Raw genomic sequence first — 13318 nt, forward strand, 5'->3', positions numbered from 1 at the left:
AATCGTCGGGAGAGTAAAATGAGTACTTCTACCCAAAGCATCCCGTGGTATCGCCATCTCAATCGGGCACAATGGCGGGCATTTTCCGCCGCCTGGCTGGGATATTTGCTTGATGGTTTCGATTTTGTGTTAATCGCCCTGGTGCTGACAGAAGTGCAGGGCGAATTCGGACTGACGACGGTGCAGGCTGCCAGCCTGATCTCGGCCGCCTTTATCTCCCGTTGGTTTGGCGGATTAATGTTGGGGGCCATGGGCGATCGTTACGGACGCCGCCTGGCGATGGTCACCAGCATCATTCTGTTCTCCGTGGGGACGCTGGCCTGCGGCTTTGCGCCGGGCTACACCACCATGTTTATCGCCCGACTGGTTATCGGTATGGGGATGGCCGGTGAGTATGGTTCCAGCGCAACCTATGTTATTGAAAGTTGGCCTAAACATCTGCGAAACAAAGCCAGTGGTTTCCTGATTTCCGGCTTTTCCGTTGGTGCCGTGATCGCCGCCCAGGTCTACAGTCTGGTGGTCCCGGTCTGGGGATGGCGCGCGCTGTTCTTCATCGGCATCCTGCCAATTATCTTCGCCCTCTGGCTGCGTAAAAATATTCCGGAAGCGGAAGACTGGAAAGAAAAACACGAAGGCAAAGCGCCAGTGCGCACGATGGTGGACATTCTCTACCGGGGCGAGCATCGGGTAATTAATATTCTGATGACGCTCGCCGCTGCAACTGCGCTGTGGTTCTGCTTTGCTGGCAACCTGCAAAATGCGGCTATCGTGGCGGTCCTGGGACTGATATGCGCCTTTATCTTCATTAGCTTTATGGTGCAAAGCAGCGGGAAACGCTGGCCGACGGGCGTGATGCTGATGGTGGTCGTGCTATTTGCCTTCCTGTACTCGTGGCCGATTCAGGCGCTGTTGCCAACCTATCTGAAAACGGAACTGCTGTACGATCCTTCCACGGTGGCCAGAGTGCTCTTCTTTAGTGGCTTTGGTGCGGCGGTCGGTTGTTGCGTCGGCGGTTTTCTTGGTGACTGGCTGGGCACGCGTAAAGCCTATGTCTGCAGTCTGCTGGCCTCGCAGTTGCTGATTATTCCGGTGTTTGCAATAGGCGGTTCAAACGTCTGGGTACTGGGTTTGCTGCTGTTTTTCCAACAAATGCTCGGCCAGGGGATCTCCGGGATCTTACCAAAACTGATTGGCGGCTATTTCGATACCGATCAGCGTGCGGCGGGATTGGGCTTCACCTATAACGTGGGCGCACTGGGCGGGGCTTTGGCACCGATCATCGGCGCGCTGATTGCCCAACGTCTTGATCTGGGTACCGCGCTGGGATCGCTCTCTTTCGGCCTGACATTTGTGGTGATCCTGCTGATTGGTCTCGATATGCCGTCCCGCGTACAGCGCTGGCTGCGTCCTGAAGCGTTACGTACGCATGACGCCATCGATGGTCGACCGTTTAGCGGGGCCGTGCCGTTCGGCGGTGACAAAAGCACCATGGTGAAATCCAAAAGTTAATCCAATTGCCCGGTGCTGAACCGGGCAATAGCCGTAAGGGAAGAATATGTCGTTCTTTGAGCTACAGAGCGCCACTACGATGCATGAGGCGGCGTCATGACCACACTGGCGATTGATATTGGCGGCACCAAATTGGCTGCCGCGCTGGTAGAGAACAATCTGCAAGTCCGCGAGCGGCGTGAACTGCCGACGCCTGCCAGTAAAACGCCGCAAGCGCTGCGCGCCGCGTTACAAACACTGGTTGCACCGCTACAGGGGCGTGCTAATCGGGTAGCGATCGCCTCGACGGGGATTATCCGTGAGGGGGCTTTACTGGCGCTGAATCCGCATAACCTCGGCGGGTTGATGCATTTTCCGCTGACACAAACGCTGGAGCAAATCACCGACCTGCCGACGCTGGCCGTCAATGACGCACAGGCAGCGGCGTGGGCTGAGTACCATGCGCTTGGTGGTGAGTACCGCGATCTGGTGTTTATTACCGTCTCCACAGGCGTGGGCGGGGGAGTCGTCAGCGGTGGGACACTGCTGACCGGAGTCGGCGGTTTGGCTGGGCATCTGGGACATACGCTGGCCGATCCGCATGGGCCTGTTTGCGGCTGCGGGCGTGTGGGTTGCGTTGAGGCGATCGCATCCGGTCGTGGAATAGCGGCGGCTGCCGAAGGCGCGCTTGCCGGATTCGACGCCAAAACTATTTTTAGCCATGCCGGACAGGGGGATGAGCAGGCAAGCCGGTTGATCCATCGCTCGGCGCGTACTTTGGCAAGGCTTGTTGCCGATGTGAAGGCCACGACCGATTGCCAGATTGTGGTGATTGGCGGCAGCGTTGGGCTGGCTGAAGGGTATCTGGCGCTGGTGGAACATTATCTGGCACAAGAGCCTTTGGCCTATCACGTGGAATTGCTGGCGGCGCATTACCGTCATGACGCTGGATTACTGGGGGCCGCGCTGTTGGCCCTGGGAGAATGATGATGATATCAGATGCGTTGAATTCACTGCCTTCTGCCGGATTACATCCGGTCTTGCAACAGGCGTTAACGCTTGCCATTGCGGCGAATCCGCAGGAGAAGACGCCTGGGCGCTACACGTTGCAGGGCGAGAATATTTTTATGAATGTCATGCAATTTACAACGCAGAGCCCAGAGCATAAGAAAGCGGAGCTGCATCAGCAGTACATTGATATTCAGATGCTGTTGTCCGGCGAAGAACGGATTCTGTTCGGGATGACCGATTCTGCTCGTCACTGTGAAGAGATGCACATCGAGGATGATTATCAGCTGTGCAGCCAGATTGCCGATGAACAGGCTATGGTACTGAAGCCGGGAAAATTTGTGATTTTTATGCCGGGCGAGCCGCATAAACCGGGTTGTGTGGTGCAGGCCCCGATGGACATCAAAAAAGTGGTGATCAAAGTCCGCGCCAGCTTATTACAAGCTTGAGAGTGAGAGACTGTGTCGGATGGCAAGGCTTACGCCATCCGACATGGAATGTAACGACCTAGCGCTTAAACGTCACCGTTTCTGGCTGCGTCAGATGCAGTGTGGTTTGGCTTGGGACCGTCTCGGCAATGACTCGACCATGACGAATGGAATAACGGGCAGGCGTCTGGCGACGAACCGCGTCAAACCCATTTTCTGCAGGCAAGATCACCAGATTCGCAGAATTCCCCACGTTCAGACCGTAGTCCTGCAGGTGCAGGGTTTTCGCGCTGTGGCTGGTGACCAGGTTCAACCCATCGTTAATTTGTCCGTATCCCATCAGTTGGCACACGTGTAATCCCATATGCAGCACCTGCAGCATATTCGCAGTGCCCAGCGGGTACCACGGATCGAAGACGTCATCATGACCGAAGCAGACGTTGATCTCCGCTTCCAGCATCTCTTTGACGCGCGTAACACCACGACGCTTAGGATAAGTGTCAAAGCGCCCTTGCAGGTGAATATTCACCAGTGGATTTGCGACAAAGTTAATGCCGGACATTTTCAACAGACGGAAAAGACGGGAAGCATACGCGCCGTTGTAGGAATGCATCGCCGTGGTATGGCTGGCGGTCACGCGCTCGCCCATATTGTAGCGATGTGCCAGTGCCGCAACGGTTTCAACAAAGCGGGATTGCTCATCATCGATTTCGTCACAGTGCACGTCGATAAGTTTGTCGTATTTTTGCGCCAGAGCGAAAATCTTGTGCAGCGACTCTACGCCATATTCACGCGTGAATTCAAAGTGCGGGATCGCGCCAATGACGTCGGCGCCCAGACGCACGGCTTCCTCCAGGAGCGCTTCACCGTTGGGATAAGAAAGAATGCCTTCTTGCGGGAACGCGACAATCTGTAGCTCTACCCACGGAGCGACTTCTTGCTTCACCTCCAGCATGGCTTTTAGCGCCGTCAACGTAGGGTCGGAAACGTCAACGTGAGTACGGACATACTGGATGCCGTTGGCCATCTGCCACTTCAGGGTCTGCATGGCGCGCGCTTTGACGTCTTCGTGAGTGAGCATTGCCTTACGTTCAGCCCAGCGTTCAATGCCCTCAAACAGCGTACCAGACTGATTCCAGCTCGGCTCGCCCGCGGTTTGTGTAGTGTCCAGATGGATATGTGGCTCAACGAACGGTGGGATAGCCAGACCGCCTTCAGCATCAAGCACTTCACCCTGTGGTAACGTCGCTGCGTCTTGAGGCTCAATACGGCTAAAGCGCCCGTTTTCAATCGTGATTTGCCATAACCCTTCACGTCCCTGTAAACGCGCCTGATGAATGGTGATGTTATTATTCTGCATGGCTGACCTCCGGGGATTTAGCAAGGCTGCGATTGAAAAGTGGATTCAGCAGGATATAGCTGAATACGCCGCCAAGTACGGCATTGACGGGCACGATGCCGGGAATATAGTGACCTGCGGCAACGCCCAGTGCAACGGACAGGATCGCTATCCAGTTTACGGAAATAAATTGCGCTTTGCTGAAGTCGGCATAGCGGCGATGGTTCAGCAGATAGTCGGCGATGATCACCCCGCCAATTGGGGGAATCGCTGCCGACAGAAATGTCAGCCAGCCGACAAAGTTATTGTAAAGCCACAGTGCGCACAGTGTGCCAATAATACCGTTAGCCACTGACAGCGTACGGCTGGAAAGGCCGGTAATATTGGCAAATCCCAGGCCCGATGCGTACAGCGCATTATCGTTGGTGGTCCAGATATTCAGGCCGAGAACGATGATCGCGGGCAGCAGCAGTCCCTGGGCAATCATCACGTCAGAGATATCCGCCTGTCCAACCGCAGCCGCGCCCGCAGCGCCGAAGATGAACATAAGCGAATTGCCAAGGAAAAACGCCACCATGGCGATCAGCACCGCGCCTTTGGCGTTGCGGCCAAAACGGACGAAGTCAGCGGTTAACGTCCCTGCGCTGACAAACGAGCCGACTACCAGCGCCAGTGCGGTGGAGAAATCCAGCGGCGTTTGCGGCACTATCGCTTTTAAATGCTCCAAACCGCCGACATCGCTCACTGCCAGCCAGACGGAGTAGCTGCCAAGTACGACGATGGCAGGCACGGCGATGATAGATAAAACGGTCAGCGCTGAGATGCCAAAAAAGATGGTCAGGGTCATCAACAGACCGGAAATCGCAATCAGGATATTGACGTCAATTCCCGTCGCTTTGCCAACCGGGATAGCAAACATGGCCACACCAACGCCAAACCAGCCTACCTGTGTGCCGCCTAACAGCAGAGAGGGAAGCCATGAACCTTTCACACCAAATGAGTAACGTGCCAGAAGGTGGGTTGAGAGCCCTGTTTTTGCGCCGATAAAACCGAGAAATGCAGTGTAAATACCGAGGAGAAGATTACCGAAGAGAACTGCCAGGAAGAAATCATTATAAGAAAGACCGGTACCGAGTGTGCCACCGGTCCACATACTGGCGGAAAAGAATGTGAGTCCCAACATGACAAATGTTAGTGGAACTACGCCTTTTCACGCCGCCAGAGGGACGGGGCCCTGGCTATAATTGTTGTCTTGCGACACAACGCCTCCATGAATTTTGCCCAAAAAATCCGCCGCATAATATACAGTTCTCAACGTAAAGCAAACGTTTTCGTCTGATTTTTACATGGTTATTATTCATGATGTCGATCTGTTTGGGGTGTTAAGGTTATTTGCCCTGTTTACTAAACGTGTTGTCAGACTGGCTTAATCGGCAGGTTTGGCGGTATTGCGGCAGGAATTTGGCATCTCACCCACCAGGGCAGATGAGATGCCTTAAGAGGCTGTATTACACTTCCAGGTAGTTCAGGATACCGTCTGCCGCTTTACGACCTTCGGCAATCGCGGTGACTACCAGATCCGAACCGCGCACGATGTCGCCACCGGCGAAGATTTTCGGGTTGCTGGTCTGGAAGGCGTTGTCGCTGCGCTCTGGAGCAATAATGCGGCCCTGAGAATCCAGTTCGACGCTGTGTTTTGCCAGCCACTCCATACTGTGCGGACGGAAGCCAAACGCCAGTACCACCGCATCTGCCGGAACAACGTGTTCAGAACCGGCAACGATCTCCGCACGGCGACGGCCCTTCGCATCCGGTTCACCCATTTCGGTACGCGCCATTTTCACACCGCATACCTTACCGTTGGCATTCACTTCCACGCCTAAAGGCTGGACGTTGAACTGGAATTCGACGCCTTCTTCACGCGCATTTTTCACTTCGCGTTTGGAACCCGGCATGTTCTCTTCGTCACGACGATAAGCGCAGATGACATGTGCTGCGTTCTGGCGAACCGAGGTCCGCACGCAGTCCATCGCGGTATCGCCACCGCCGAGAACGACGACGCGTTTGCCTTCCATGCTGATGTACGGCTCGTCGCTGCTTTCGCCAAAGCCCATCAACTGTTTGGTATTGGCGATCAGGAACGGCAGGGCATCAAACACACCGGAAGCGTCTTCGTTTTCCAGCCCACCGCGCATCGACTGATAGGTACCTACGCCAAGGAACACGGCGTCATAATCTTTCAGCAGATCGTTAAGCTGTACATCGCGGCCCACTTCCACGTTCAATTTGAACTCAATGCCCATACCGGTGAAGATCTCACGACGGCGGGTCATGACCTCTTTCTCCAGCTTGAAGGCCGGGATACCGAAGGTCAGCAGACCGCCGATTTCCGGGTGGCGGTCAAATACCACCGCCTTCACGCCGTTGCGGGTCAGCACATCAGCACAGGCCAGGCCTGCCGGACCGGCACCGATGATCGCCACGCGCTTGTCGGTTTGACGCACGCCGGTCATATCCGGGCGCCAGCCCATTTCGAATGCTTTATCGTTGATATAGCGCTCGATGTTACCGATAGTCACCGCGCCGAACTCATCGTTCAGCGTACAGGATCCTTCACACAGACGATCCTGCGGGCATACGCGGCCACAGACTTCCGGCAGAGTGTTGGTCTGGTGCGACAGTTCTGCTGCTTCAAAAATACGCCCCTCGTTCGCCAGTTTCAGCCAGTTCGGGATGTAGTTATGCACCGGGCACTTCCACTCGCAGTACGGGTTACCGCAGGACAGGCAGCGGTCTGCCTGTGCTTTGGCCTGGCCTTCGGAAAACGGCTCGTAGATCTCGATAAACTCGATCTTACGGATCTTCAGCGGCTTCTTAGGCGGATCAACGCGCTGCAGGTCGATAAATTGGTATACGTTCTGACTCATTGCTGCTACCCCTTACTGCGCCTGCACACGCAGCTCTGCTGCGCTACGACTACGGTGACCCAACAGTGCTTTCACATCACTGGATTTTGGTTTTACCAGCGCGAATTTCGCCGAGAATGCTGGCCAGTTAGCCAGGATCTCTTCGCCGTGTGAAGAGCCGGTATGCTGTACGTGCTCGGTAATCAAACCGCGTAGGTGTTCCTCGTGGATAGCCAGCGAGTCCACGCTCAGCACTTCTACCAGTTCCGGGTTCACGCGTTTGCGGAACTCACCGTCTTCATCGAGCACGTAGGCGAATCCGCCCGTCATACCCGCTCCGAAGTTGACGCCCGTTTTTCCGAGAATACAGACGATGCCGCCGGTCATATATTCGCAGCCGTTGTCGCCAATACCTTCAACCACGGTGATTGCGCCGGAGTTACGTACTGCAAAGCGCTCACCCGCACGACCCGCGGCAAACAGGCGGCCACCGGTGGCACCATACAGACAGGTGTTACCAATGATGCTCGCCTCATGGCTACGGAAAGCAGAGCCAACCGGAGGACGCACTGCAAGCAGACCGCCCGCCATACCTTTACCGACATAGTCGTTGGCATCACCGGTCAGATACAACTCCACGCCGCCCGCGTTCCACACGCCGAAGCTCTGGCCTGCGGTACCGCTGAAGTGCGCTTTGATTGGGTCAGACGCCAGCCCCTGATCGCCATGCGTTTGCGCGATATAGCCCGACAGCGACGCGCCAACAGAACGGTCGGTGTTGCGGATATCGAACCAGAAGGTTTTGCTCTGGCGCTCGTCGACAAACGGTTTCGCTTGCTGTAACAACTGAGCGTTCAGCACGCCGTTATCAAACGGCGGGTTGTTCTCGGTGCAATGCAGCGCTTTACCCGGATGCGGTTCGGCGGTTTCCAGCAGACGAGACAGTTCCAGTTTCTGTTGCTTGGCGGTAAACCCTTCCAGCTCTTTGAGCAGGTCGGTACGACCAATCAGATCCACCAGACGCTTCACACCCAGTTGCGCCATCAGCTCACGGACTTCGCGGGCGATAAATTCAAAGTAGTTAGTCACTTTGAACGGTAGGCCGTGATAGTGGTTCTTACGCAGTTTGTCATCCTGAGTCGCCACGCCGGTTGCGCAGTTGTTCAGGTGGCAAATACGCAGGTATTTACAGCCCAGCGCCACCATTGGACCGGTACCGAAGCCGAAGCTTTCCGCACCCAGAATCGCCGCTTTAATGATATCGACACCGGTTTTCAGACCGCCATCAACCTGCAGACGAATCTTGTGACGCAGACCGTTAGCGACCAGCGCCTGCTGGGTTTCCACCAGACCGAGTTCCCACGGGCAGCCCGCATATTTCACCGAGGAGAGCGGGCTTGCGCCGGTACCGCCATCGTAGCCAGCAATGGTGATCAGATCCGCATAGGCTTTCGCCACGCCTGTGGCGATGGTGCCAACGCCTGGTTCGGAAACCAGCTTCACGGAGATCATCGCTTTCGGGTTGACCTGTTTGAGGTCGAAAATCAGCTGCGCTAAGTCTTCGATAGAGTAAATATCGTGGTGCGGCGGCGGGGAGATCAGCGTCACGCCCGGCACCGAATAGCGCAGTTTGGCGATGTACGGGGTGACTTTATCACCCGGTAACTGACCGCCTTCGCCAGGTTTCGCGCCCTGAGCGACTTTAATCTGGATGACATCGGCGTTGACCAGATACGCCGGGGTTACGCCAAAGCGACCGGAAGCAACCTGCTTAATGCGCGACACTTTATTGGTGCCATAGCGCGCCGGGTCTTCACCGCCTTCACCGGAGTTCGAGTTGCCGCCGATGCTGTTCATGGCTTCGGCCAGCGCTTCGTGTGCTTCGGGGCTTAATGCTCCGATGGACATAGCTGCGGTATCGAAGCGTTTAAACAGTTCGGTTGCGGGTTCTACTTCGCTAATGCTTACGGCTTCATCGCCAGGCGTAATCGCCAGCAGATCGCGCAGCGTGGCCGCCGGACGCTCATTGACCAGCTTGGCATATTCCTGATAGTCGCTGTACTCGCCGCTTTGTACCGCCTGTTGCAGCGTGCGCACCACGTCCGGGTTGTAGGCATGGTATTCGCCGCCGTGGACGTATTTGAGCAAACCGCCCTGGCTGATAGGTTTACGTGCCAGCCATGCATGTTTGGAGAGGTTCAGCAGATCCTGCTGGAAGTCGCTAAACCCTGCGCCGCTAATACGGCTGACCACGCCCTGGAAGCACAGCGCCACGACATCATCGTGCAGACCAACCGCTTCAAACAGCTTCGAGCAGCGGTAAGAGGCGATGGTCGAAATGCCCATTTTGGACATGATTTTGTACAGACCTTTGTTGATGCCGTTACGGTAGTTCAGCATCACGGTCCGGTAATCTTTGGCAATCGCCTGAGTGTCGATCAGCCGTCCCAGCGTTTCATACGCGAGATACGGGTAAATGGCCGTCGCGCCAAAGCCGAGCAGGACAGCAAAATGGTGCGGGTCGCGGGCGCTGGCGGTTTCAACGATGATGTTGGCGTCGCAACGCAGGCTTTGTTCTACAAGGCGCGTTTGCACTGCGCCCACGGCCATCGGTGCCGGAACCGGCAGGCGGTTTTTCGCGATGTTACGGTCAGAGAGCACCAGCAGCACCGTACCGTTACGCACCATCTGTTCCGCCTTATCGCACAATGCTTTGACGGTCTCTTCGAGGGTGGTTTCGGTCACATCGAAGGTGATATCCAGGCGGTCGGCGCGGTAATGCTCCTCTTTCATGGTGGTGAGCTGGGTGAAATCGGAGTACAGCAGGATCGGCGATTTAAAGCTCAGGCGGTGTGCCTGACCTTCGGCTTCGCAGAAGACGTTCATCTCACGACCGATGCTGGTGGCCAGCGACATAACGTGCGCTTCACGCAGCGGGTCGATCGGCGGGTTAGTCACCTGCGCGAACTGCTGGCGGAAGTAGTCATAAATGATGCGCGGCTGGCTGGACAGCACGGCAAACGGGGTATCATCACCCATTGAGCCGACCGCTTCCTGACCGTTTTCACCTAGCACGCGGATCACGGAATCCAGCTCTTCGGCGCTGTAGTTAAACTGTTTCTGATAGCTGGCGAGCGTGTCATCGTCCAGTTCGCGGCTGCCGACCTGATCGTCTGCGAGGTCTTCGAACGGCACCAGACGGCGGACGTTCTTCTCCATCCACTCTTTGTACGGATGGCGGCTTTTCAGATCGTCATCGGTTTCGGCGGAGTGCAGAATGCGCCCGCTGCGGGTATCGATAACCATCAGCTCGCCAGGGCCGACGCGACCTTTCTCAACCACTTCATCCGGCTGATAATCCCAGATCCCGACTTCAGAAGCGCAGGTAATCAGCTTGTCTTTGGTGATGACGTAGCGCGCCGGACGCAGGCCGTTACGGTCAAGGTTACAGGCGGCAAAGCGGCCGTCGGACATAACAATGCCCGCCGGGCCATCCCACGGCTCCATGTGCATGGAGTTAAAGTCAAAGAACGCGCGCAGCTCCGGGTCCATATCCGGGTTGTTCTGCCAGGCCGGCGGCACCAGTAAACGCATGGCACGGATAATGTCCATCCCGCCAGCCAGCAGCAGTTCCAGCATGTTATCCATTGAGCTGGAGTCGGAGCCGGTTTCGTTAACGAACGGTGCGGCGTCGTGCAGGTCAGGGATCAGCGGTGTCTGGAATTTATAGGTACGTGCGCGTGCCCACTGGCGGTTGCCGGTGATGGTGTTGATTTCACCGTTATGCGCCAGGTAGCGAAACGGTTGGGCCAGCGGCCAGCGCGGTACGGTATTGGTGGAGAAGCGCTGGTGGAACAGGCAGATGGCCGATTCCAGACGCAGGTCCGCCAGGTCCAGGTAAAAGCGCGGCAGATCCGCCGGCATACACAGACCTTTATAGATATTGACCAGGTTCGACAAGCTACACACGTAGAAGTCTTTATCGTCCTGGAGGCGTTTTTCGATGCGACGGCGCGCGATGAACAGGCGGCGCTCCATATCACGCGGACGCCAGCCCGCAGGGGCGTTGACAAAAATTTGCTCGATACGAGGCAGGGAGGAGAGGGCGATTTCACCGAGAACACCTTCGTTGGTCGGCACGTCGCGCCAGCCGACAATCGACAGGGTCTCCTGCTGTAATTCTTCTTCGACAATGCGACGAGAAGCCGCAGCCAGTTCAGCGTCTTTATTTAAAAAGATCATGCCGACGGCATAGTTTTTAGCTAAACGCCAGCCGCGCTCTTGCGCCACGATGCGGAAAAAGCGGTCAGGTTTTTGTAACAGCAAACCGCAACCATCGCCGGTTTTACCATCGGCTAGAATTGCGCCACGGTGCTGCATGCGGGCCAGTGCGTGTATGGCGGTACGCACTACCTTGTGGCTAGGTTCGCCTTCTATGTGGGCGATCAGGCCGAAACCACAGTTATCCCTCTCAAGGGATTTATCGTACAACATATCAGTGAACCTCCCCAGGCTCTGCGGGATTCCCATCTGGACCGTTGCGCACGGGCACACCAAGAGCATGGCGACGGGGTTTGCGTGTCATACGCTTACCTCGCATTCGCCCTCTTTATCCTTTTCGCATAGGTCAAACAAGTTTGAGGACTTGCTTCAGAGGGAATCTCAATTACTGCATAAATATGATGAGCAGGCTGCTCATCCAGAAAGCTTCCAGCGGATTTCCACGTTATCGGGAATCCACACACAGGTCAAATGGCAATCTTATTTATGCAAAAATGTGCTATAGGGCGATTAACTTTATGAATATGTTGAAATTTAAGGCTTTTTTACATTGATTTAACGCAAGGGGGATGGGGAGCGAAGTGTGATCTGTCTCACTGTCAGAAAGGCTGTATATCCCCCGTCCTCCCTTTGTTTATCGCTATGCTTGGCATTTTATGCTGGTTTTTGGAGTTTTGGCGTCTTAAAGATACTGTTTTTATGCTGAGAGTATAAGAAGATAAAAAAAACAGTCGGATATAAGGAAAAGTAATTTCATTTTGAATGAATGAAATTTCGATTATTTTGATTTGTTATGCAATGAATAAAAGCACGCCAGGGCGATTGATCCAGGTCATCGCCGACTGGGGCAAAAAATGGCAGGCTTTGGCCTCTTTTCAAGGCGCGGTCTACCAGATTATGCAGTTACAGAAATTAGTCAATATGTTTGGTGGGGATCTTTCTCGCCGTTACGGGCAAAAGGTTCATAAACTCACGCTTCACGGCGGCTTTAGCTGTCCAAATCGTGATGGCACCATCGGACGTGGCGGGTGTACTTTCTGCAATGTCGCCTCGTTTGCCGATGAAGCACAGCAGCACCATTCTATTGCCGAGCAGCTTGAGCATCAGGCGCATCTGGTCAATCGCGCGAAACGCTATCTGGCCTATTTCCAGGCCTATACCAGCACCTTTGCTGAAGTGCAGGTGCTGCGTTCGATGTATCAGCAGGCGGTCAGCCAGGCCAGTATCGTCGGGTTATGCGTTGGGACGCGCCCCGACTGCGTGCCGGATGCGGTACTCGATCTGCTTTGCGAGTATAAAGACCTCGGCTATGAGGTATGGCTGGAACTCGGTTTGCAAACCGCGCATGACAAAACCCTGCATCGTATTAACCGCGGCCATGATTTTGCCTGCTACCAACGCACTACGCGACTGGCACGCGAGCGTGGGCTGAAAGTGTGCTCGCACCTGATTGTCGGTCTGCCGGGAGAAGGGCATGCAGAATGCCTGCAAACCATGGAACGTGTAGTGGAGACGGGTGTTGACGGTATTAAGCTGCACCCGCTGCATATTGTGAAAGGCAGTACGATGGCGAAAGCCTGGGAAGCCGGGCGGCTGAACGGAATTGAACTGGACGACTATACGGTTACCGCCGGGGAGATGATCCGTCATACGCCGCCAGAGGTGATTTATCATCGAATTTCCGCCAGCGCGCGCCGCCCAACGCTGTTGGCACCGCTATGGTGTGAAAACCGCTGGACCGGCATGGTCGAACTGGATAAGTACCTTAACAAGTACGGTGTGCAAGGCTCGGCGCTCGGTACGCCATGGGCGCAGCCTGAGAACTAACTCTCCGTAGGCCGGATAAAGCAAAGCCGACATCCGGCAAT

The 13318-nt window shown here is 55.5% G+C and carries 7 protein-coding genes and 1 pseudogene; 4 read left to right on the plus strand and 4 right to left on the minus strand.

Annotated features, from left to right (window positions below; genetic code table 11):
• The first annotated feature begins 18 nt into the window (after positions 1-18).
• The 3 genes from nanT (at position 19) to nanQ (ending at position 2945) form a co-directional block, all read left to right on the plus strand.
• Positions 19-1509, plus strand: coding sequence for a sialic acid transporter NanT (nanT, locus tag SK35_RS02585; RefSeq protein ID WP_048215451.1), 1491 nt, complete (start codon positions 19-21; stop codon positions 1507-1509).
• Between the two features lie 96 nt (positions 1510-1605).
• The gene (gene nanK / locus SK35_RS02590; protein ID WP_048215452.1) at positions 1606-2475 is read left to right on the plus strand and encodes an N-acetylmannosamine kinase; all 870 of its coding nucleotides are present in this window, start codon (positions 1606-1608) and stop codon (positions 2473-2475) included.
• 2 nt (positions 2476-2477) lie between these two features.
• Positions 2478-2945, plus strand: coding sequence for an N-acetylneuraminate anomerase (nanQ, locus tag SK35_RS02595; protein ID WP_048216381.1), 468 nt, complete (start codon positions 2478-2480; stop codon positions 2943-2945).
• A 58-nt stretch (positions 2946-3003) separates the two neighbouring features.
• Here nanQ and SK35_RS02600 read toward each other — a convergent pair whose 3' ends face one another.
• The 4 genes and pseudogenes from SK35_RS02600 to gltB all read right to left on the minus strand — a co-directional run bounded on the left by SK35_RS02600 (position 3004) and on the right by gltB (position 11663).
• A complete protein-coding gene (locus SK35_RS02600) occupies positions 3004-4284 on the minus strand; it encodes a cytosine deaminase (protein WP_008785942.1) in 1281 nt (426 codons plus the stop codon).
• A pseudogene (gene codB / locus SK35_RS02605) lies at positions 4274-5524 on the minus strand (cytosine permease). The gene SK35_RS02600 and the pseudogene codB overlap by 11 nt, the downstream one beginning before the upstream one ends.
• A gap of 247 nt (positions 5525-5771) precedes the next feature.
• A complete protein-coding gene (locus SK35_RS02610; RefSeq protein WP_048215454.1) occupies positions 5772-7190 on the minus strand; it encodes a glutamate synthase small subunit in 1419 nt (472 codons plus the stop codon).
• 12 nt (positions 7191-7202) lie between these two features.
• Positions 7203-11663, minus strand: a complete 4461-nt coding sequence (gene gltB / locus SK35_RS02615; protein ID WP_123969743.1) for a glutamate synthase large subunit — start codon at positions 11661-11663, stop codon at positions 7203-7205.
• Between the two features lie 684 nt (positions 11664-12347).
• Between gltB and SK35_RS02620 the strand changes: the two genes are divergently transcribed.
• Complete coding sequence (locus SK35_RS02620; protein ID WP_156174804.1) at positions 12348-13277, plus strand: TIGR01212 family radical SAM protein; 930 nt, start codon at positions 12348-12350, stop codon at positions 13275-13277.
• The last annotated feature ends 41 nt before the right edge of the window (positions 13278-13318 follow it).

The organism is Citrobacter sp. MGH105 (genome assembly GCF_001037485.2).
GTDB classification, from domain to species: Bacteria; Pseudomonadota; Gammaproteobacteria; order Enterobacterales; family Enterobacteriaceae; genus Citrobacter; species Citrobacter portucalensis.

Coding starts and splice junctions, on each gene's coding strand:
- SK35_RS02610 (WP_048215454.1), bottom strand. CDS start 7,190: ATGAGTCAGAACGTATACCAATTTATCGACCTGCAGCGCGTTGATCCG.
- SK35_RS02600 (WP_008785942.1), bottom strand. CDS start 4,284: ATGCAGAATAATAACATCACCATTCATCAGGCGCGTTTACAGGGACGT.
- nanQ (WP_048216381.1), top strand. CDS start 2,478: ATGATATCAGATGCGTTGAATTCACTGCCTTCTGCCGGATTACATCCG.
- nanK (WP_048215452.1), top strand. CDS start 1,606: ATGACCACACTGGCGATTGATATTGGCGGCACCAAATTGGCTGCCGCG.
- SK35_RS02620 (WP_156174804.1), top strand. CDS start 12,348: ATGCAGTTACAGAAATTAGTCAATATGTTTGGTGGGGATCTTTCTCGC.
- nanT (WP_048215451.1), top strand. CDS start 19: ATGAGTACTTCTACCCAAAGCATCCCGTGGTATCGCCATCTCAATCGG.
- gltB (WP_123969743.1), bottom strand. CDS start 11,663: ATGTTGTACGATAAATCCCTTGAGAGGGATAACTGTGGTTTCGGCCTG.